The 18,978-nt window shown below is 70.7% G+C and carries 20 protein-coding genes; 12 read left to right on the plus strand and 8 right to left on the minus strand.

Annotated elements, in window-relative coordinates; all coding sequences use genetic code 11:
• The first annotated feature begins 4 nt into the window (after positions 1-4).
• Genes ACXJ1Y_RS20080 through ACXJ1Y_RS20110 form a run of 7 tightly spaced genes read left to right on the plus strand, consistent with a single transcriptional unit; the run spans position 5 to position 5,386 of the window.
• Positions 5-1,093 (plus strand): carbon-phosphorus lyase complex subunit, encoded by a 1,089-nt coding sequence (locus ACXJ1Y_RS20080; RefSeq protein ID WP_463847853.1) that lies wholly within the window; start codon positions 5-7, stop codon positions 1,091-1,093.
• Positions 1,090-1,926 (plus strand): alpha-D-ribose 1-methylphosphonate 5-phosphate C-P-lyase PhnJ, encoded by an 837-nt coding sequence (locus tag ACXJ1Y_RS20085; RefSeq protein ID WP_463847854.1) that lies wholly within the window; start codon positions 1,090-1,092, stop codon positions 1,924-1,926. Before ACXJ1Y_RS20080 ends, ACXJ1Y_RS20085 begins: the two co-directional genes overlap by 4 nt.
• The gene (phnK, locus tag ACXJ1Y_RS20090; protein ID WP_463847855.1) at positions 1,923-2,693 is read left to right on the plus strand and encodes a phosphonate C-P lyase system protein PhnK; all 771 of its coding nucleotides are present in this window, start codon (positions 1,923-1,925) and stop codon (positions 2,691-2,693) included. The genes ACXJ1Y_RS20085 and phnK overlap by 4 nt, the downstream gene beginning before the upstream one ends.
• Positions 2,690-3,394, plus strand: a complete 705-nt coding sequence (gene phnL, locus ACXJ1Y_RS20095) for a phosphonate C-P lyase system protein PhnL (RefSeq protein ID WP_463847856.1) — start codon at positions 2,690-2,692, stop codon at positions 3,392-3,394. The genes phnK and phnL overlap by 4 nt, the downstream gene beginning before the upstream one ends.
• Before the next feature lie 20 nt (positions 3,395-3,414).
• Complete coding sequence (locus ACXJ1Y_RS20100) at positions 3,415-4,551, plus strand: alpha-D-ribose 1-methylphosphonate 5-triphosphate diphosphatase (protein WP_463847857.1); 1,137 nt, start codon at positions 3,415-3,417, stop codon at positions 4,549-4,551.
• The gene (gene phnN, locus ACXJ1Y_RS20105) at positions 4,551-5,087 is read left to right on the plus strand and encodes a phosphonate metabolism protein/1,5-bisphosphokinase (PRPP-forming) PhnN (RefSeq protein WP_463847858.1); all 537 of its coding nucleotides are present in this window, start codon (positions 4,551-4,553) and stop codon (positions 5,085-5,087) included. The genes ACXJ1Y_RS20100 and phnN overlap by 1 nt, the downstream gene beginning before the upstream one ends.
• Before the next feature lie 59 nt (positions 5,088-5,146).
• Positions 5,147-5,386, plus strand: coding sequence for a hypothetical protein (locus ACXJ1Y_RS20110; protein WP_463847859.1), 240 nt, complete (start codon positions 5,147-5,149; stop codon positions 5,384-5,386).
• Between the two features lie 176 nt (positions 5,387-5,562).
• Here the strand turns inward: ACXJ1Y_RS20110 and ACXJ1Y_RS20115 are convergent, their stop codons facing one another.
• The 4 genes from ACXJ1Y_RS20115 to ACXJ1Y_RS20130 all read right to left on the minus strand — a co-directional run bounded on the left by ACXJ1Y_RS20115 (position 5,563) and on the right by ACXJ1Y_RS20130 (position 10,884).
• Complete coding sequence (locus ACXJ1Y_RS20115) at positions 5,563-7,059, minus strand: carboxypeptidase M32 (protein WP_463847860.1); 1,497 nt, start codon at positions 7,057-7,059, stop codon at positions 5,563-5,565.
• 13 nt (positions 7,060-7,072) lie between these two features.
• Positions 7,073-8,662, minus strand: coding sequence for a gamma-glutamyltransferase (gene ggt / locus ACXJ1Y_RS20120; protein ID WP_463847861.1), 1,590 nt, complete (start codon positions 8,660-8,662; stop codon positions 7,073-7,075).
• A gap of 174 nt (positions 8,663-8,836) precedes the next feature.
• The gene (gene phbB / locus ACXJ1Y_RS20125; RefSeq protein WP_463847862.1) at positions 8,837-9,565 is read right to left on the minus strand and encodes an acetoacetyl-CoA reductase; all 729 of its coding nucleotides are present in this window, start codon (positions 9,563-9,565) and stop codon (positions 8,837-8,839) included.
• Positions 9,566-9,699: 134 nt separating this feature from the next.
• Positions 9,700-10,884: an acetyl-CoA C-acetyltransferase gene (locus tag ACXJ1Y_RS20130; RefSeq protein WP_463847863.1), complete on the minus strand. Its 1,185-nt coding sequence runs from the start codon at positions 10,882-10,884 to the stop codon at positions 9,700-9,702.
• A gap of 345 nt (positions 10,885-11,229) precedes the next feature.
• Here ACXJ1Y_RS20130 and phaR point away from each other — a divergent pair, with 345 nt between their 5' ends.
• Positions 11,230-11,817: a polyhydroxyalkanoate synthesis repressor PhaR gene (phaR, locus tag ACXJ1Y_RS20135; protein WP_463847864.1), complete on the plus strand. Its 588-nt coding sequence runs from the start codon at positions 11,230-11,232 to the stop codon at positions 11,815-11,817.
• A gap of 93 nt (positions 11,818-11,910) precedes the next feature.
• Positions 11,911-12,201, plus strand: coding sequence for a hypothetical protein (locus ACXJ1Y_RS20140; protein ID WP_463847865.1), 291 nt, complete (start codon positions 11,911-11,913; stop codon positions 12,199-12,201).
• Between the two features lie 89 nt (positions 12,202-12,290).
• Here the strand turns inward: ACXJ1Y_RS20140 and rpmF are convergent, their stop codons facing one another.
• A complete protein-coding gene (gene rpmF, locus ACXJ1Y_RS20145) occupies positions 12,291-12,479 on the minus strand; it encodes a 50S ribosomal protein L32 (RefSeq protein ID WP_003601373.1) in 189 nt (62 codons plus the stop codon).
• 153 nt (positions 12,480-12,632) lie between these two features.
• Positions 12,633-13,175: a PAS domain-containing protein gene (locus tag ACXJ1Y_RS20150; RefSeq protein WP_463847866.1), complete on the minus strand. Its 543-nt coding sequence runs from the start codon at positions 13,173-13,175 to the stop codon at positions 12,633-12,635.
• Between the two features lie 230 nt (positions 13,176-13,405).
• Here ACXJ1Y_RS20150 and ACXJ1Y_RS20155 point away from each other — a divergent pair, with 230 nt between their 5' ends.
• Positions 13,406-13,762, plus strand: coding sequence for a ComEA family DNA-binding protein (locus ACXJ1Y_RS20155; protein WP_463847867.1), 357 nt, complete (start codon positions 13,406-13,408; stop codon positions 13,760-13,762).
• Between the two features lie 18 nt (positions 13,763-13,780).
• Here the strand turns inward: ACXJ1Y_RS20155 and ACXJ1Y_RS20160 are convergent, their stop codons facing one another.
• Both ACXJ1Y_RS20160 and ACXJ1Y_RS20165 read right to left on the minus strand, forming a co-directional pair.
• Positions 13,781-14,401 (minus strand): hypothetical protein, encoded by a 621-nt coding sequence (locus ACXJ1Y_RS20160; protein ID WP_463847868.1) that lies wholly within the window; start codon positions 14,399-14,401, stop codon positions 13,781-13,783.
• Positions 14,401-14,652, minus strand: coding sequence for a hypothetical protein (locus tag ACXJ1Y_RS20165; protein ID WP_463847869.1), 252 nt, complete (start codon positions 14,650-14,652; stop codon positions 14,401-14,403). Before ACXJ1Y_RS20165 ends, ACXJ1Y_RS20160 begins: the two co-directional genes overlap by 1 nt.
• Before the next feature lie 109 nt (positions 14,653-14,761).
• On the opposite strand from ACXJ1Y_RS20165, the gene ACXJ1Y_RS20170 reads away from it, so the two are divergent.
• Both ACXJ1Y_RS20170 and ACXJ1Y_RS20175 read left to right on the plus strand, forming a co-directional pair.
• Positions 14,762-17,632, plus strand: a complete 2,871-nt coding sequence (locus ACXJ1Y_RS20170; protein WP_463847870.1) for a phosphoenolpyruvate carboxylase — start codon at positions 14,762-14,764, stop codon at positions 17,630-17,632.
• A gap of 237 nt (positions 17,633-17,869) precedes the next feature.
• Positions 17,870-18,967, plus strand: coding sequence for a glycosyltransferase family 4 protein (locus tag ACXJ1Y_RS20175; RefSeq protein ID WP_463847871.1), 1,098 nt, complete (start codon positions 17,870-17,872; stop codon positions 18,965-18,967).
• Positions 18,968-18,978 lie beyond the last annotated feature (11 nt).

The raw sequence follows: 18,978 nt of genomic DNA on the forward strand, positions 1-18,978 counted from the left end.
GCCGATGTATGTGGCCGTGAAGGGCGGCGAGGCCGCCATCGACAACGCCCACCGGCTCCTCGCGGAGGTGCGCCGGGGCGATCCGACGGTGCCGGAGCTGACCGTCGCGCAGATCCGCGAGCAGATGGCCCTGCTGGTGGACCGGGTGATGGCCGAAGGCTCGCTCAACGATCCCGACCTCGCGGCGCTGGCCCTGAAGCAGGCGCGGGGCGACGTGGTGGAGGCGGTGTTCCTCGTGCGCGCCTTCCGCACGACGCTGCCGCGCTTCGGCGCCTCGGTGCCCCTCGACACGGGGGCGATGGCCCTGCGGCGGCGGGTCTCCGCGACCTTCAAGGACCTGCCCGGCGGGCAGGTGCTGGGGCCGACCTTCGACTACACGCACCGCCTCGTGGATTTCGCCCTTGCCGAGGACGGCGCCCCCGAGACGGCGGCCGAGGCCGAGCCGCGCGAGGACGCCGCCGCGACGCCCCGCGTGACGGATCTCCTCGGCCGGGACGGGCTGATCGAGCCCTCGCCGCAGGACGACGGCACGCCGCTTCCCGACATCACCCGCGAGCCGGTCGATTACCCCTGCGACCGCGCGACGAGGCTGCAGGCCCTGGCGCGGGGGGACGAGGGTTTCATCCTGGCGCTCGGCTACTCGACCCAGCGCGGTTACGGGCGCACCCACCCCTTCGTGGGGGAAATCCGGGTCGGCACGGTCGAGGTCGAGTTCGTGCCGGAGGAACTGGGCTTCCCCGTGCCGCTCGGCACCGTGCAGGTCACGGAGTGCCAGATGGTCAACCAGTTCAAGGGCTCCCGCGCGGTGCCGCCGCAATTCACGCGGGGCTACGGGCTGGTCTTCGGCCAGAGCGAGCGCAAGGCCATGGCCATGGCGCTGGTGGACCGGGCGCTGCGGGCGGGCGAGTTGGGCGAGCCGCTGGCGAGCCCGGCGCAGGACCAGGAATTCGTTCTGGCCCATTGCGACAGCCTGCAGGCGACGGGCTTCGTGGAGCACCTGAAGCTGCCCCACTACGTCGATTTCCAGGCGGAACTCGAACTGGTGCGCCGCCTGCGCGCCGAGTTCGAGGCCGGGCGGGAGGCTGCGGAATGAGCGAGGCCTACAACTTCGCCTATCTCGACGAGGGCACCAAGAGGATGATCCGCCGGGCGCTCCTGAAGGCGGTGGCGGTGCCGGGCTATCAGGTGCCCTTCGCCTCCCGCGAGATGCCGATGCCCTATGGCTGGGGCACGGGCGGCGTGCAGGTGACGGCGGCGATCCTCGGCCGGTCGGACGTGCTCAAGGTCATCGACCAGGGAGCCGACGACACGACGAACGCCGTCTCGATCCGCCGCTTCTTCGCCAAGACGGCCGGCGTCTCCACCACCACCCGCACGACCGAGGCGAGTGTCATCCAGACCCGCCACCGCATCCCCGAGACGCCGCTGACCGAGGGCCAGACGCTGGTCTATCAGGTGCCGATCCCGGAGCCGCTGCGCTTCCTCGAACCGCGCGAGACCGAGACGCGCCAGATGCACGCTCTGGCCGAATACGGCCTGATGCATGTGAAGCTCTATGAGGACATCAGCCGCCACGGCCACATCGCGACGACCTACGCCTATCCGGTGGAGGTTGCCGGCCGCTACGTGATGGACCCGTCGCCGACGCCGAAATTCGACAACCCCAAGATGGACGGTTGCCCGGCGCTCCAACTCTTCGGCGCGGGGCGCGAGCGGCGGATCTACGCCGTGCCGCCCTACACGAAGGTCCGCAGCCTCGATTTCGAGGACCACCCGTTCCGGGTGCAGACCTTCACCGAGCCCTGCGCCCTGTGCGGCGCGCGCGGGCATTACCTCGATGAGGTCGTCACCGACGATGCGGGTGGGCGGATGTTCATCTGCTCCGACACCGATGCCTGCGAGACCCGCCGGGAGGACGCGCGATGACCCCGTTGCTCTCGGCCCATGGCCTCACCAAGACCTACGGCCCCCGCAAGGCCTGCGATGGCGTCGACATCGACGTCACCGAGGGGGAGGTGCTGGCGATCGTCGGGGAATCCGGCTCGGGCAAATCGACCCTGCTCTCGATGCTCGCGGGCGAATTGGCCCCCGATTCCGGCGAGGTGCGCTACCGCGACCGGGAGGGCCGGGTGCGCTCGCTCGGGGAGATCGGCCCGGCGGAACTGCGGGCGCTCGCCCGCACCGATTGGGGCTTCGTCCGGCAGGACGCGGCGCAGGGCCTGCGCATGGCGGTCTCGGCCGGCGGCAATGTCGGCGAGCGGCTGATGGGGCTCGGCCAGCGCCACTACGGCAACATCCGCGCCCAAGCGCTGGATTGGCTCGACCGCGTCGAGATCGCCGCCGACCGGATCGACGATCCGCCGACGCGCTTCTCCGGCGGCATGCGCCAGCGGTTGCAGATCGCCCGCAACCTCGTCACTGCGCCCCGCCTCGTACTGATGGACGAGCCGACTTCCGGCCTCGACGTCTCGGTGCAGGCCCGCCTCCTTGACCTGATCCGGCGGCTCTCGGGCGAACTCGGGCTCGCCGTCGTCATCGTCACCCACGACCTCGCCGTGGCGCGGCTCCTGTCCCACCGCATCGCCGTGATGCGCGCAGGAAAGGTGGTCGAGACCGGCCTCACCGATCAGGTGCTGGACGACCCGGCCGACGCCTACACGCAACTCCTCGTCTCCTCGGTGCTCGCCGCATGACCACCGCCCTCGACTTCCGCGACGTCGCCAAGAGCTTCACCCTCCACCTGCGCGGCGGCACCGTGCTGCCGGTGGTCTCGGGGGCGACCTTCTCCGTCGAGCCCGGCGAATGCGCCGTGCTGTGGGGCCCGTCCGGGGCGGGCAAGTCCTCGCTGCTGCGCATGGCCTACGGCAACTATCGCTGTGACTCCGGCGCGATCCTCGTCCGCGACGGCGAACGCGTGGTGGATGTGGCCCGTGCCGCCCCCCGCGACGTGCTGGCGCTCCGGGCGCGGACCATGTCCTACGTCTCGCAATTCCTGCGGGTGATCCCCCGCGTCTGCGCCCGCGACGTGGTCGAGGCGGCGGGCCGCGAGGGCGGGCTGTCCGAGGGCGAGGCCCGCGACCGGGCGGGCGACCTCCTCGCCCGGCTGAACCTGCCCGAGCGGCTGTGGGGCCTGCCGCCCGCGACCTTCTCCGGCGGCGAGCAGCAGCGGGTGAACATCGCCCGTGGGCTGATCGCGCCCCGGCCGATCCTCCTGCTGGACGAGCCGACCGCCTCCCTCGACGCGGAGAACCGCGCCGTGGTGGCGGAGCTCATCGCCGAGCGAAGGGCGGCGGGCGCGGCGATCCTCGGGATCGTCCACGACGCGGCCATGCGCGAGGCCATCGGCGGGCGGATCATCGACGTAACGGCGTTCGGCACGGCGCGGGCGGCATGACGGGCAAGGACGGGACTTCGATGAAGGATTTCGTGATCGAGAACGCCACCCTCGTGCTGCCCGACAGGGTGCAGCACGGCTGGCTCGCGGTGTCGGACGGGCGCATCGCCGAGATCGGCGAGGGGCGGGCGCCGGAGCGCGGCCTCGACCTCGGCGGCGACCACCTGATCCCCGGCCTGATCGAGCTGCACACCGACCATCTGGAGAGCCATTACGCCCCCCGGCCGAAGGTGCGCTGGCATCCCCTCGGCGCCGTCCTCGCCTACGATTCGCAGATCGCGGCGTCGGGCATCACCACCGTGTTCGATTCCCTGCGCGCGGGCAGCGACCCCGACGGCAGCGGGCTCGGCTCCGAACTCGACGCCCTCGCGGACGCCATCGACACGGCCCGCAAGGACGACCTGCTCCGGGCCGAGCACCGCACGCATCTGCGCTGCGAATTGCCATCGGACGACGTGATCGCCACCGTCGAATCCTTCGCCGCCCGCTACGCGATCGACCTGATCTCGCTGATGGACCACACGCCCGGCCAGCGGCAGTTCCGAGACATCGGCAAGTACGAGACCTATGCCGCGCGCGGCGGCCGCTCCCTCGACGAGATCCGCAAGGCGACCGCCTGGAAGATCGAGAAGGGCACGGCACTCAACGCCGTGAACCGCCCGGCCCTGGTGGCGCTCGCCCAGGCGAAGGGCATACCGCTCGCGAGCCATGACGACACCACCCTCGGCGATGTCGATCTCGCCTCAGGCGAGGGCGTGGCGCTCGCCGAATTCCCCACCACCCGCGAGGCGGCCGAGGCCGCCCACGGGCGCGGCATCACCGTGATGATGGGGGCGCCGAACCTCCTGCGCGGGGGCTCGCATTCCGGCAACGTCGCGGCGCAGGACCTCGCCGAGGCCGGCTTCCTCGACATCCTCTCCTCGGACTACGTGCCCGCGAGCCTCGCCATGGCCGCGTTCATGATCCCCGAGCGGGTGCCGGGCATCGGCCTGCCCGAGGCCATCGCCACGGTGACGGCCAACCCCGCCCGCGCCACGGGCCTCACGGACCGGGGCGCATTGCGGCCGGGCTTGCGCGCCGACCTCGCCCGCGTGCGCCTCGCCGCCGGCATCCCGGTGATGCGCGAGGTGTGGCGCGCCGGCCTCCGGGTGGTGTGATGGGCTTCATCCTCGTCGTCGGCCCGAGCGGAGCGGGCAAGGACACGCTGATCCGCATGGCGCGGGATGCGCTGGTCGCTGAGCCCGGCATCGTCTTCCCGCAGCGCCTCGTCACGCGTCCGCCCTCGGCCGACGAGGACAACGCGCCCATCGATGACGAGGCCTTCGCCCGCGCCGAGGCGGAGGGGCGCTTCGCCCTGTCCTGGCGGGCGCATGGCCTCGGCTATGCCCTGCCGGCCCGCTGCGGCCGGCTCGCCCGCAGCGGGCGCGTGGTGGTGAGCAACGTCTCCCGCCGGATCGTGGCGGAGGCCCGGTTCCGCTACCCCGGCACGCGGGTGGTGAAGATCACCGCCCCGCCGGAGGTGCTGGCCCAACGCCTCGCGGCGCGGGCGCGGGCGCAGGACGGCGACCTCGCCGCCCGCCTCGCCCGGCAGGCGAGAGTCGAGCCCGATCTCACCATCGACAATGCCGGCGCGCCGGAGGAGGGCGCCGGACTACTGATTCAATTCTTGCGTGATGTTCAGGCCGGCAAATAAGCGGAACCGTATTTGGGCGTTCACCGTTGCTGGGCACCTGTGATTGCAAGGAGCCCAGCATGCGTCTGTTCGTCCCCGCCGCCGCCCTTCTTCTCGCCGGCCTGACGCCGCACTTCGCCGCCGCTCAGACCACGGTCATCGAGCGCGATCGCCCCGACACCGTCGTGGTCGACCGCCCGTCCACCGAGCGCAAGACCGTCGAGACCCGCGAGAGCAGCGACGGCTGCTCCTCGAAGACCGTGACGAAGACCAACGAGCTGGGCGACCGCAAGACCGTCCACAAGGAGAGCTGCGACTGAGCCAATCTCCCTCGCACGAGGTTTATTTTCGTCCGTTCGATCCCATCCGCTCCCTCATCCTGAGGTGCCCGTGTCAGCGGGTCTCGAAGGGGCTCTCCAGAGGTCGCACGATACCTGGAGCCCTCCTTCGAGGCGGCTTTCGCCGCACCTCGGGATGAGGTGGGTCTGTATGGATGCTACTCTGCGTCTCCGAGGTAGCGCGCCTCCAGATGCGACCGGAACGCCGCCGTCCCGAGGGGTGAGCCGGTCGCGTCGCTCAGGAGAGCGTCGGTCGAAAGAAGGCTGCCGCGCTCGTGGATATGGGTCCGCAGCCACCCCCGCAGCGGGCCGAAATCGCCCTCCGCGAGGCAGCCCGGCAGGGCCGGCGCCGCGTCCTTGGCCGCGCGGAACAGCTGCGCCGCCGTCAGCGCCCCGAGGGTGTAGGTCGGGAAGTAGCCGAAGGCCCCGCTCGGCCAGTGGATGTCCTGAAGGCATCCGAGCCGGTCGTTCGGCACGGTCAGCCCCAGCAACTCGCGAATCCCGTCGTTGAAGGCGCCCGGCAGGTCGGCCACCGCGAGGTCGCCCGCGATCATCGCCGTCTCCAGCCGGTAGCGCAGCAGGATATGGGCCGGGTAGGTCGCCTCGTCGGCGTCCACGCGGATGAAGCCCGGCTCGACGCGGGTGTAGAGGCGGAACAGGTTCTCCGGCTCCCAGGCGGGGCCTGAGCGGCCGAACGCCTCGCGCAGCAGCGGGGCGAGGTAGGTCAGGAACTCGCGGCTGCGGCAGGCCTGCATCTCCACGATCAGAGATTGGCTCTCGTGCAGGCTCATGCCCCGCGCCGATCCCACGGGCTGGTGGCGCCACGCGGCTGGGCGGCCCTGCTCGTAGAGGGCGTGGCCGGTCTCGTGCAGCACGCCCAGCAGCGCGCGGGAGAAGTCGCCCTCGTCGTAGCGGGTGGTGATGCGCACGTCGTCCGTGGCACCGCCGCAGAACGGGTGGAGGCTGATGTCGAGCCGCCCGCGCCCCTCATCGAAGCCGAGCGCCCGCATCAGCGTCAGGCCGAGTTGCCGTTGGGTCTCGATGGGGAAGGGGCCGTCGAGGGGCAGGGGCGCGCCCGCCGCCGCCTGCCGCGCCCGCGCCTGCGCGATCAGGCCCGGCAGCCACGCGGTGAGGTCCGCGAAGAGCGGGTCGATCACCGCGCGGCGCATGCCGGGATCGTAGCCGTCGAGCAAGGCGTCGTAGGGGTCGAGCCCGAGCACGGCCCCCTTGGCCTGCCCGATCTCCCGCTCCAGCCGCAGCAACTCCGCGAGATAGGGGGCGAGGCGGGCGAAATCCGCGTCCCGGCGGGCCTCCCGCCAGACCATCTCCGAGCGGGACCGCGCCCGCGATTCCGCCTCCACGAGGTCGCGGGGCACCGCCGCCGCGTGGATATAGGCGCGGCGCATCTCGGTGAGGTTGGCGGCGGGCCAGCCGTCGAGCCCGCCCGCGCGCTCGGCCTCCGCCAGGGTGTCGGCGGTCTCGGGCGCCGTGAGGATCTCGTGGGCGAGGCCCCGCAGCGCCGCGAGCTGTTCGCCCCGCGTCTCGGCGGCACCCTCCGGCATCAGGGTCTGCGCGTCCCAGCCGAGGATGCCGGCGGCGCCCTCGACGGCCGAGAGCCGCGCGAACCGGGCTTCGAGGGAGGAATAGGCGTTCATCCGATATCCCGTGTCAGTAACCCAGCGCGCTGCCATCCTTGCGCGGATCGGAGCCGGCCGACAGCGTGCCGGCCTGCCGGTCGATCCAGATGATCTGCCCGCCGCCGAGCGGCAGCGGCGCCCGCAGCACCGGATGGCCGCGCTCGGAGAGCCCCGCCATCACCGCATCGGGGATGGCGTTCTCCAGTTCGAGGCCGCCGCCATAGGCGAAGCTTCGCGGGGCGTCGAGGGCTTCCTGCACGTCGAGCCCCCGGTCGAGGATGCCGCTCAGCAACTCGACATGGCCCATGGCCTGGTAATGCCCGCCCATCACGCCGAAGGGCGCGACGGCCCGGCCATCCTTCATCACCATGCCGGGGATGATCGTGTGCATCGGCCGCTTGCCGGGGCCGATGCTGTTCGGGTGGCCGGGATCGGTGCGGAACGACAGGCCGCGATTGTGCAGCAGCACGCCGCTCTCCGGCGCCAGGATGCCGGAGCCGAAGCCCTGGAAGATCGAGTTGATCAGCGAGAGCGCGTTGCCGTCGCGGTCGACCACGCAGAGATAGACCGTGTCCTTGTGGGCGACGGTCTCGGCGGCCTCCGGGTAGAGCGCGGGCTCGCGGGCACGGGCCATATCGATGTCGCCCCGCGCCGCCGCGTGCCACGCATCCGACAGGAGGTGCGAGATCGGCACCTTCGCGAGGTCGGAATCGCCGAACAACGCGTCGCGGTGGTGGTAGGCCTGCTTGCACGCCTCTGCGAAGAGGTGGGTCCGGTCGAGATCCGACAGGGCGCCGACATCGTAGGGCGCCAGCACGTTGAACATCATCAGCGCGGCGAGGCCCTGGCCGGCGGGCGGGCATTCGTAGACGTCGTAGCCGCGATAGCGGGTCGCGACGGGCGTCACCGTGTCGGCGCGGGCGCGGGCGAAATCCTCCAGCGTGTGCAGCCCGCCGAGACGGGTGAGCTTGGCCACCATGTCCTGCGCGACCGGGCCCTCATAGAAGCCCTTCGGCCCGTGTTCCGCGATCCGCCGGAGGGTGGCGGCAAGGCGCGGCAGGCGCACCACGCTGCCGATCAGGGGAGCCTGCCCCTCGCGAAGGTAGACGGTGGCGGCGTCGGCATCGCCGGCCACGCGGGGCACGCAGCGCGCCCAGTCCCAGCCGACGCGCGGCTGCACGACGAAGCCGTTCTCCGCGTAGCCGATGGCCGGCTGCAGCAACGCGCCGAGGGACTTGGTGCCGTGCTCGCGCACCATCGTGTCCCAGGCCGCGACGGCGCCGGGGATGGTGACGGCGTGGGGGGAATCCGGGGCGATGCCCGTCCTGTGCTCGGCGTACCAGTCCGGCGTCGCGGCGGCCGGGGCGCGGCCCGACCCGTCGATGGAGACCGGCACGGAGGCGCCCGCCGGGGCGTAGAGGGCGAAGCAATCGCCGCCGATGCCGGTCATCAGCGGATCGACCACGCATTGCACCGCCACCGCCGCGATGCCCGCATCGACGGCATTCCCGCCCGCGCGCAGCACCTCGATGGCCGCCAGCGTCGAGAGCGGATGGGACGTCGCCACGGCGGCGTTGGCCGCATGGACGGGAGAACGGCCGGGGCGGGAGAAGTCTCTCAACGTCGACACTCGTGCGAAGCGTGGTGGGAGGGGCCGAGACCCGTCGGCTGGCCCGACCGGGCTAGCCTGAGCCCGTGGGATGCCACATGCAAGCACGGGACATGCCGTTGCGCTTCGCTTCGCGCGCTCTGACAACAGGAAGGCGGGAGCCTGTCGCCCCCGCCCTCTGGATCCTCAGACGAAGTGCTGGCCGCCGTTGATGGTCAGCGTCGAGCCCGTGACGAAGCCCGCTTCGTCGCTGGCGAGGTATTCGACAGCATGGGCGATCTCGTCGGCCTCGCCGAGGCGTCCGGTCGGGATCGAGGAGATGATCTTGTTCCGGATGTCCTCCGGCACCGCCATCACCATCTCGGTGGCGATGTAGCCCGGCGCCACGACGTTCACCGTGATGCCCTTCGAGGCGCTTTCCTGCGCCAGCGCCTTGGCGAAGCCGACCACGCCCGCCTTGGCCGCCGAATAGTTGGTCTGCCCGGCCTGACCCTTCTGGCCGTTGATCGACGAGATGATGATGATGCGCCCGAAGCCCCGGCTGCGCATGCCGTCGATGAGCGGACGGGTGCAGGTGAACATCGAGTCGAGGTTGGTCCGGATGACCTGCTGCCACTTCTCGAAGGTCATCTTGTGGAAGGCGCCGTCGCGGGTGATGCCGGCGTTGTTGACCAGCACGTCGATCGGCCCGACCTCGGCCTCGATCGCCTTGATGCCGGCCTCGCAGTTCGCCATGTCGCCGACATCGAACTTGAACACCGGAATACCGGTCTCGTCCTTGAACTTCTGGGCAGCCTCGTCATTGCCGCCGTAATTGGCGGCGACCTTGTAGCCCTTGTCTTTCAGGCGCTTCGAAATCGCCGCGCCGATGCCGCGGGTGCCGCCAGTGACGAGGGCGACGCGTCCTTGAGCCATTGTGTTTCCTCCTAAAGCCGCACGATCTGTGCTGCGTACGGATGACGTCCGCACGTCATTTTTTTCGCACCGATCTTCAAGACAACTTTTGTAGCCCCCTCGAACGCTGTCGAGGGGGCTTCGTTACAAATCGATCAGGAGCGCTCGATGCACATCGCCACGCCCATGCCGCCGCCGATGCAGAGTGTCGCAAGGCCCTTCTTGGCGTCGCGGCGCTTCATCTCGTGGAGCAGGGTCACGAGGACGCGGGCGCCCGAGGCACCGATCGGGTGCCCGATGGCGATGGCGCCGCCATTCACGTTCACCTTCGCGTCGTCCCAGCCCATGTCCTTGTTCACGGCCAGCGCCTGGGCGGCGAAGGCCTCGTTCGCCTCGATCAGGTCGAGGTCGGAGGGCTTCCAGCCCGCCTTGTCGAGGGCCTTGCGCGAGGCCGGGATCGGCCCGGTGCCCATGATCTTCGGATCGACGCCCGCCGTCGCCCAGGACTTGATCTTGGCGAGCGGGGTGAGGCCGCGCCGCTGCGCCTCGGAGGCCGACATCAGCACGATGGCCGCCGCGCCGTCATTGAGGCCCGACGCGTTGGCGGCGGTGACGGTGCCGTCCTTCGAGAAGGCGGGCTTCAGCTTGGCCATGGTCTCGACGGTGGCGCCGTCGCGGATGTACTCGTCCGTGTCGACGATGGTGTCGCCCTTGCGGCCCGGCACGGTGACGGGGACGATCTCCTCCTTGAACCGGCCTTCCTTGCGGGCGGCCTCGGCCTTGTTCTGCGAACGGGTCGCGAACTCGTCCTGCTGCTCGCGGGTCAGCTGGAACGCCTGGGCGACGTTCTCGGCGGTGGTGCCCATGTGGTAGCCGTTGAAGGCGTCCCACAGGCCGTCCTTGATCATCGTGTCGATGAGCTTGATGTCGCCCATCTTCTGTCCGGCGCGCAGGTACTGGCAGTGGGGGGAGAGCGACATCGACTCCTGCCCGCCGGCCACGATCACCGAGGCGTCGCCGTTCTGGATCTGCTGCATGCCCACCGCGACGGTGCGCAGGCCCGAGCCGCAGACCTGATTGAGGCCCCAGGCGGTCGCCTTCTCGGGGATGCCGGCCTTGATCGCCGCCTGACGGGCCGGGTTCTGGCCGGCGCCCGCCGTGAGCACCTGGCCGAAGATCACCTCGTCCACGTCGTCGGGGGAAACCTGCGCCCGTTCCAGCGCGGCCTTGATCGCCGTCGCGCCGAGCTCGTGGGCCGGCACGGCGCCGAACGCGCCGCCGAACGAGCCGACTGGGGTGCGCGCCGCCCCGACGATGACGATCTCTTCGCTGCCTGCCATGACGTTCTCCTCTCGCGGCCGGCGCGTCGCGTTCATGGGCGCGCGCCTTTCCTGATGCCGTTCAAGCGATGAAGTGCGCGGGACCAGCGAAGTCAAGAAGCCTAACGGGGGGAGGGGGCCACGGCGTGGGATTGTTCACGCCCGTCCGGCGCCTCGCGGCGGCGCACCGGCCTCCGCGGCGCAATGCAAATGCAATATTCTGCACGGGACGGCGGCACTTTGCTGTTTTCTGCGCTCGTGGAAGGTCTTATGCTTGTGTGCGGGCGCGAGATCGCGACTGCGATGTGAACCGGCGGCCCATGCCGGTATGCCCAGGTTGTTCGAGTTCAGAAAGGCCGTTCTACGATGGCGGATACTGTGAAGACGCCTCAGACCGTCATCAAGAAATACGCCAACCGGCGGCTCTACCATACCGGCACGTCGACCTACGTGACGCTGGAGGACCTCGCGACGATGGTCCAGAACGGCGAGGATTTTGTGGTCTACGACGCCCGCACGGGCGACGACATCACCCGCTCGGTGCTCACGCAGATCATCTTCGAGCAAGAGAACAAGGCGGGCGCCGAGAACCTGCTGCCGGTGGCGTTCCTGCGCCAGCTGATCCGCTTCTACGGCGACAGCATGCGGTCCATGGTGCCGAGCTTCCTCGAATTCTCGATGGCGAACTTCGCCCGCGACCAGGACGGCCTGCGCGAGAAGTTCTCGCAGAGCTTCGGCCCCTCCGCCTTCCAGCATGCCATCGAGCAGCAGGTGCGGACCAACATGAACTTCCTCGGCGATGCCATGAAGATGTTCACGGGCTTCGCCCCTCCCGGCACCTCGGTTGCGCCGCCGGCCAACCCCCCGGCTCCGGCGCAGGGCAGCGATCTCGACGATCTCAAGCGCCAGATGCTGGAGATGCAGGCGCGCCTGGAGCAGATCGCCCGGAAATAGGGGGCGGGCGGCGTAAACCGAAAAGGTTGACGAAACGTTAGCGGCGGCCCCACGCTTGCTTCTGCAGCCATCAGGGCGGGCAGAGGTGCTGCGATGGAACGAATCGGGCCGGTCGGAAGTGCCAGAACGGGACGGATCGAAGCGATCCGTCCGGTCGCCGCCGTGGCCGAGGAGCAGGCTGCGCCCTCGCGGGCCCTGACGCTCATCGAGGGCGGGCGGTCGGGCGGCACGCGCTCCGCCGCCTCCCTGCGGGACGGGCGCTCGGAAGCCGGCTTCGTCGCGCAGCTTCTCGTCGGGGCGGACCCGACCCTTCAGCCCTCGCGCAGCGTGCGCACGCAGCACGCGGCGAATCGCTACGCCGAGATGGCCCGCCTCCTCGCCTGAGGCGAGCGGGCACGAAAAAGGGCGCTGGCCTTGGAGGCCGCGCCCATTCTTCCGGAATCACATCCGCCTTGAAGCGTCGAGACGCCGTCTCAGGCCTCGGCCGACTTCACCTTCAGCACCTGACGGCCGCGATACATGCCGGTCTTCAGGTCGATGTGGTGCGGACGGCGCAGCTCGCCGGAATCCTTGTCCTCGACATAGGTCGGCGCCTTCAGGGCGTCGGCCGAGCGGCGCATGCCGCGGCGGGAGGGGGAAGTCTTTCGCTTCGGAACGGCCATGGCAAGGATCCTTCGAATATGCCGGCGGACAATACGGTGCGCGGGCGAGTCCCGTCGGAGGGGAGTCGCCATGCACACCGCAGGATACGGATGAGGGGGCGCTTATAGCGACGACGCCCTGTTCTGGCTAGAGCGCTCCGCGCGCAAGACGCGTCAGTGAAACTCCGCCTGCCCGGAGGCGTCGTTGATGGTTTCCTCGGCCAGGTCCTCGCCCAGCCGGCGCAGGGCGATCTCGACCGCCTCCAGCGTCTCCAGCCGCCCCGCCCGCGCGATCAGGCTGTGGGCGGCGAGCAGGTAATCCGCCGCCCGTTCGAGGGGCGATCCGTCCTGCCAGGGCGGTTCGGGCGGCTTCAGGGTGCCGGCGGCCCTCACGATGTCGTCGGGGGGCTCGTCCAGGGGCATCAGCGAGCCGAGGAAGCCGAGGAAGGTCCGGCCGGGCGGCCCGAAGGACGGGACCGCGCCGGACACCATCCACACATATTCGCCCGTGCCCGCCCGCAGGCGGAAGCGCACGGTGAAGGCGCTCCGGGTGCGGATCGCGTCCAGCACGAGATCGCGGACGATGTCGCGGTCGTCCGGGTGGACGACCCGCGACCAGCCGAGGTTGCGCGCCTCGGCGAGGGTCTGGCCGGTGAGCTTGGTCCAATGGCGCCCGAGATGCGTGACGAGGCCCGCAGCATCGGTGACGAAAACCATCTCACGCTTCCCCGTTGCATGGAACGCCCGACCCGTGCGCTTGAAGAGTCCCGGAAACGGGGGCCGCCTCTTCAGGAACGGGAAGTATCCAACCCGGTCATTATTTCGTGTGCCAGGGTCATTTGACGATGGGCTGTGGACCGATTTCCGTTAAGCGCGGGTTCAAATCAGTTGGCCCAAAGCGTGGCTGCGGTGCCGCAGAGCGGGCCGTTACTGCCAGGAGAAACCCCATGGCTTCCTCCAAGACGTCGTCCGCCCTTCGCGCCCTCGCGGTGCTCGCGGCCCTGATGGCCGCGCCCGCCCTGGCTCAGGCCCCTTCGCCCGCCACGCCCACCGCCCCGACCAGGCCGATGGCGCCGAGCGCCCCCGTGGCCGGCGCCCCGAACGCCGCCAAGGCGCCCCTTCTCGACCTGAACAGCGCCAGCGCCGAGGAGCTCGACAAGCTACCGGGCATCGGCACCGCCCGTTCCGCCGCGATCATCAAGGGGCGGCCCTACAAGGGGAAGGACGAGCTGGTGCAGAAGAAGATCATCCCGCAGGGCGTCTATGACGGGATCAAGGACAAGGTCATCGCCAAGCAGAAGTGATCGGGCGCCTCCGCCCGCTCACTCCGCCACCGCGCCCTGGGGGATGCTGAACCCCTGGGGCGTCTTCGCGGGCTTGGCCGCCGCCTTCGTCCCGTCGGTCTTCGCCCCGCCCTCGGCCGCCTTCGCGCCGCCCTTGCGGGGCGCCCCCTTCTTCGCCTGCGGCGCCGCCTCGGGCGCGATGGCGGGCGGCGCCATGCAGAGCGTGAAGCTCAGTTCCGCCAGCGGCGTCCCCTCCTCGGAGACGATGTTCAGCGTGTCGGGCAGCACCGGCAGCTTCGGCTCCCAGGTGATCGGCGCGCCGAGCATCGCCTGCACCACGGACGGCGTGCCGCCCCGGCGCAGGCTGGTGAAGTCCGGCCCGTAGGCCGTGGCCCGCTTGGCGCCGATTACCCCTTCGAGCACCTGCGTCACCTCCGGCGTCAGCGGGCGCAGGGGGTTCACGACCCGCGCCTCGCCCGCGCGGATCACCACGAACGCGAAGCCCTTGCCGTTCTCGTAGCGCGCCGCCTGCGCGCCGCAGGCCTCCATGGCCCGCGCGGGGACGGCCGAGACCGCGAGGGCGAGGGCCAAGATCGGGGCCAAGGCCGGGGCCAGGACTGGGGCCAAGACCGGGGCCAAGGCAGCGAGGGTCCGGGGCATCACCGCTCGCCTCCGTGGGGGCGCGCGTCGGCGGGCTCGGCCTGCGGGCTGACATCGATGATTTCGGCGGAGCGGTCGATCGGACTCTCCCGGCGCCGGCCCACCGGGCCGATCAGCAGGTCCGTGTCGTCGTGGTGGAATTCACTGTCCATGTGCAGCGGCGGGCGGCGGCCCCGGGCCGCCAGGGCAGCCACGATCGCCCCCACCAGAATGAGAACCAGGACGGCGAGGAAGATCAGCAGTCGCTCCATGAGGGCGCCAGTGATAACGCCAAGCGCGCGGCGCGTCACCCGAAGACGCAGCCGGAACGCTCCTTGCGTCGCTCGCCCCGCGAGGACGGACGCCCAGCGAGGACACATCATGCAGCAGCAGATCGGCCGTGGTCCCGAGGAGCTGGAGGCGCATCTCCTCGGGCTCATCGACTCGGCGCGGGAGCAGGCGAGCGAGGATCCGTTCCGCAACCCCGTCCTGGCCGTGACGCTGGCGATCACCCGCTCCTTCGACCGGGGCGAGATCGCGGAGGGCGATCTCGACGGCCTGTTCGAGCGGCTGCGCGCCGAATCCCTGGAGGCGCGGGCGCAGCGCCTGCGCGACTATGTCGGGCTGAACGGCAAGGCGGACACCTCCGTGGCCTCGGCCCTGGTGGCGGCGGTCCCGGACAGGACCGGCGCCTTCGAGGATTTCGCCGCCCTCATCCACCGCACGGCCTTCGCGGTGGTGTTCACCGCGCACCCGACCTTCGGCATGCCCCGCGCCGTGGCCGAACTCCTCGCCCAGGCGGCGGGCCTGCGCGATGCCGCCGAGCGCGCCGCGCCCATCGGCAGGGCCGCCGCCCTGTCGACCCGGCCCGATTCGCCCGTCACCCTCGATCTCGAATTCGAGCAGGCCTGCGCCGCCGCCAACAACGCGCGCCTTGCGCTGGACGCCTTCAACGGCGCCCTGATCGACGCCGCCCGCGCCCGCTGGCCGGATCGCTGGGCCGAGCTCCGCCCGCGCCCCTTCGCCGTGGCGAGCTGGGTCGGCTGCGACACGGACGGGCGCACCGATATCGGCTGGTGGGACACGGTGCGCTACCGGCTGATCTCAAAGCGCATGCAGTTCGACCGGGTGATGCGGGAACTGCCCGACATCCCCGCCGCCCGCGAGGCGCGGGGCTTAGCGGAAGGGGCGCTGAGCGCCGTGAACCGGCAGCTTGCCGTCGCCCCGAGGCTCGGGGACAAGCCGTCGCTGGAAGCGGTGCACCGCTTCGCCCTGGCGCTCATCATCGAGCGCGAGCGGGCGCAGACCGATGCCGCGCCCCTCATCGCCGCTCTCGACGCGGCGCTGGCCGGGGCGGGCGAGGAGGCCGACCGCCGGACCATCGCCGTGCTGCGGGCGGGCGTCGAGACCCACGGCCTGTCGAACGCCCTGCCGCATTTCCGGCTGAACGCTTCGCAGATCCACAACGCCGTCCGCCGGGTGATCGAACTCGAAGGCGAGCCCACCGACGCCGCTCAGCGCCGCTCGCACCTCGCCACGATCCACACGCTCCTCAACGACGTGACGCCGGTCGCGGTGGATTTCGGGGCGCTCGCGGCCGAGCGCGCCTCGGCCGCGCGGCTGATGATGACGATCGCGCAGATCCTCAAGCACGTGGACGGCACCCACCCCGTCCGCTTCCTCATCGCCGAGACGGAGACCGGCTACACCCTGCTCGCCGCCCTGTGGCTCGCCCGGCATTACGGCATCGCCGACAAGCTCGAGATCACGCCGCTGTTCGAGACGGCGAGCGCGCTGGAGCAGGGTATCCGGGTGCTGGACGACGCCCTGCGCAACCCGCATTGGCGGGCCTACCTCAAGCGCATCGGCCGGCTCACCGTGCAGTTCGGCTATTCCGATTCCGGCCGCTATGTCGGGCAGCTGGCGGCGACCTTCTGGATCGAGCGCCTGCGCCTGCGCATCACCGAGATGCTGGTGCAGAACGGCCTCGCCGACGTCGAACTCGCGATCTTCGACACCCACGGCGAATCGATCGGCCGGGGCGCGCACCCGACCTCCCTGCGCGACCGCCTCGCCTACCTCGCCCCCGAGGATGCCCGCGACCGCGCCCGCAAGGCGGGGCTGAAGGTGCGCCTGGAATCGAGCTTCCAGGGCACGGACGGCTACCTGCTCTTCGGCACGAAGGACCTCGCCCAGGCGACCCTCGCCCGCATCGCCGAGCACGTCTACGCCCTCGACGTGGCGGAAGAGGACGCCTTCGCCGGCTACGCCCTCACGGAGGCCAAGGCGGGCGGCGCGCCGGCCGACGACCCGATCTATTCCGAGCCCGACTTCGCCCTGGAATTCTTCACCGTCGTCCGCCAGGACATGGAAGCGCTGGTGGACGAGCCGGGCTACGCGGCGCTGCTTGGCACCTTCGGCCCGAGCCTCCTCGACCGCACCGGTTCGCGCCCCGTGGCCCGCCAGACCGACGCGGGCGGCCCGGCGCGGATCACCCATCCTCGCCAGATGCGGGCGATCCCCAACAACGCAATCCTGCACCAGCTCGGCTTCCTGGCGAACTCCCTGCACGGGCTCGGCCGGGCCGCCGGGCGGGGGCCGGACCTGTTCCGGGAGATGCGGCGGGATTCGCTACGCTTCTCCCGCGCCTTCCGCCTCGTGCAGGTCGCGGCCTCGGTCGGCGACCTCGACGTGCTGCGGGCCTATATCGACACCCTCGATCCGGCCGTATGGCTGGAGCGCGCCCGGCGCACGCAGAAGGATTTCCGCCGGGACGAACTGGTGGTGATCGCGGGCGCGCTGGAACGGCTCGACCTCGCCCCCGACCTGCGCCGCCTGTTCGGTCGGCTCACCCGCGATTGGCTGGCCCTGCGCGCCGCCGCCCCCGACCTCAACGGCATGTCGGCGCGGCTGACGCTGCTCCACGCCCTGCGGCTCGCCCTGATCCACCGGATCTGGTTCCTGGCGGTGCACATCCCCGGCTTCCGGCCGCAGGCGGGCATCTCCCGCGAGCAGATGCTGGAGCGCTTCCTGCGCCTCGACATCGACGGGTGCCTGGCGATGCTCGACGGGATCTTCCCGAACGAGCCCGACCCGACGCTCGGCCTCAATTTCGGCGAGCCCGCGGGCCCGCGCGATACTGGTACTTACGAGGCGGAGCACGCCACGCTGTTCCAGCCGATCCGGCGGATGTTCGGACAAGTGCGGGAAATCTCGGGGATGATCCAGCACGAGGTCGGGGCCTTCGGCTGAGCGCACGCCCAGAACTGAACACCAGCTTTACCGGTATGATCATCCTCCGTTCAGAACGGAGCGGCTAGGACATTCCGGCATGCTTGCCGTGCGAAAGGGCCTTCGGGTCCCGGAACGCGGCAAGCGTGGCCATAAGAACATGTGCGTGATAACCGCCGAGCCCGCCTCAGGCCTACCCCTCGTCTCCAGCGACCGGCAGGTCCGTTCTCATCCGTCCACAACCGTATCGGTGCACGCGTGAAGATCGCTGTCCTTGCCCATCTCAAGTATCCGATCGGTCAGCCCCATGCCGGCGGATTGGAGATGCATACCCATCTCCTGACCGCCGCGCTGCGTCGACGGGGACATGAGGTCGTTCTCTTCGCCAGCAAGGGCTCCGATCCTGCGCTGGAACCGGTGATGCTGTGCGAGCCGACCGGCTGCGCCGTCGCCAACCCGGAGCGCGAGGAGGAGATCGACCGCGCCGAGGCCGAGGCCTACCGCCGGATGATGGACATGGTGGCGGCCGGCGGCTTCGATCTCGTGCACAACAACGCCCTGCACGCCCTGCCGCTGCAGGAGAGCGCCCGCCTCGCCCTGCCGTGGGTCACGGTGCTGCACACCCCGCCCTTCGAGAGCCTGACCCAGGGCGTCGTCGCGGCGGACCCGGACATGGCTTTCCTCGCCGTCTCGCCGTCCCTGGCACAGGAATGGTCGGAGATCGTTCCGCACGCGCAGGTGGTGGGCAACGGCGTCGACCTCTCGACCTTCGCCTACGGCGCCACGCCGGACGACCCGCCCTACGCCTTCTGGTCGGGCCGGATCGTGCCGGAAAAGGGCCTTCACCTCGCCATCGACGCCGCCCGCGCGGCCGGTCTGCCGCTGGTCTTCGCCGGGCCGAAGATGAACCCGATCTACTGGGATCAGGAGATCGCGCCGCGCCTCGGGCCGGACCTCACCCATCTCGGCCATCTCGCCCACCGGGACCTCGCCCGCCATCTCGGCCGGGCGCGGGTGGCGATCGTCTCGCCGCGCTGGGAGGAGCCGTTCGGCCTCGTCGTCGCCGAGGCGCTGGCCTGCGGCACGCCCGTCGCCGCCTTCCGCCGGGGCGCCCTGCCCGACATCCTGGACGAGACCTGCGGCCGCCTCGCCGAACCGGACGACGCGCTGAGCCTCGCCGAAGCGATCCGCGGGGCCGTGGGCCTCTCCCGTCGCGCCTGCCGCGACCGCGCCGAGGCGCTGTACGACGCCGAGGCCATGTTCGAGCGCTATTTCGAAATCTATGAGGACGTCATCGCCAACGCCTCGGAGCGGGCCCGGCCGAGCCTGCGCCGGGTGGCGGGCGGTCGCGGTTAAAAGGTATCCCA

Source organism: Methylobacterium sp. TK26, assembly GCF_055361565.1.

Coding starts and splice junctions, on each gene's coding strand:
- ACXJ1Y_RS20115 (WP_463847860.1), bottom strand. CDS start 7,059: ATGAACGCCTATTCCTCCCTCGAAGCCCGGTTCGCGCGGCTCTCGGCC.
- ACXJ1Y_RS20085 (WP_463847854.1), top strand. CDS start 1,090: ATGAGCGAGGCCTACAACTTCGCCTATCTCGACGAGGGCACCAAGAGG.
- phnK (WP_463847855.1), top strand. CDS start 1,923: ATGACCCCGTTGCTCTCGGCCCATGGCCTCACCAAGACCTACGGCCCC.
- ACXJ1Y_RS20165 (WP_463847869.1), bottom strand. CDS start 14,652: ATGGAGCGACTGCTGATCTTCCTCGCCGTCCTGGTTCTCATTCTGGTG.
- ACXJ1Y_RS20100 (WP_463847857.1), top strand. CDS start 3,415: ATGAAGGATTTCGTGATCGAGAACGCCACCCTCGTGCTGCCCGACAGG.
- ACXJ1Y_RS20170 (WP_463847870.1), top strand. CDS start 14,762: ATGCAGCAGCAGATCGGCCGTGGTCCCGAGGAGCTGGAGGCGCATCTC.
- phbB (WP_463847862.1), bottom strand. CDS start 9,565: ATGGCTCAAGGACGCGTCGCCCTCGTCACTGGCGGCACCCGCGGCATC.
- rpmF (WP_003601373.1), bottom strand. CDS start 12,479: ATGGCCGTTCCGAAGCGAAAGACTTCCCCCTCCCGCCGCGGCATGCGC.
- ACXJ1Y_RS20155 (WP_463847867.1), top strand. CDS start 13,406: ATGGCTTCCTCCAAGACGTCGTCCGCCCTTCGCGCCCTCGCGGTGCTC.
- phnL (WP_463847856.1), top strand. CDS start 2,690: ATGACCACCGCCCTCGACTTCCGCGACGTCGCCAAGAGCTTCACCCTC.
- ACXJ1Y_RS20150 (WP_463847866.1), bottom strand. CDS start 13,175: ATGGTTTTCGTCACCGATGCTGCGGGCCTCGTCACGCATCTCGGGCGC.
- ACXJ1Y_RS20140 (WP_463847865.1), top strand. CDS start 11,911: ATGGAACGAATCGGGCCGGTCGGAAGTGCCAGAACGGGACGGATCGAA.
- phnN (WP_463847858.1), top strand. CDS start 4,551: ATGGGCTTCATCCTCGTCGTCGGCCCGAGCGGAGCGGGCAAGGACACG.
- phaR (WP_463847864.1), top strand. CDS start 11,230: ATGGCGGATACTGTGAAGACGCCTCAGACCGTCATCAAGAAATACGCC.
- ACXJ1Y_RS20110 (WP_463847859.1), top strand. CDS start 5,147: ATGCGTCTGTTCGTCCCCGCCGCCGCCCTTCTTCTCGCCGGCCTGACG.
- ACXJ1Y_RS20160 (WP_463847868.1), bottom strand. CDS start 14,401: ATGCCCCGGACCCTCGCTGCCTTGGCCCCGGTCTTGGCCCCAGTCCTG.
- ACXJ1Y_RS20130 (WP_463847863.1), bottom strand. CDS start 10,884: ATGGCAGGCAGCGAAGAGATCGTCATCGTCGGGGCGGCGCGCACCCCA.
- ACXJ1Y_RS20080 (WP_463847853.1), top strand. CDS start 5: ATGTATGTGGCCGTGAAGGGCGGCGAGGCCGCCATCGACAACGCCCAC.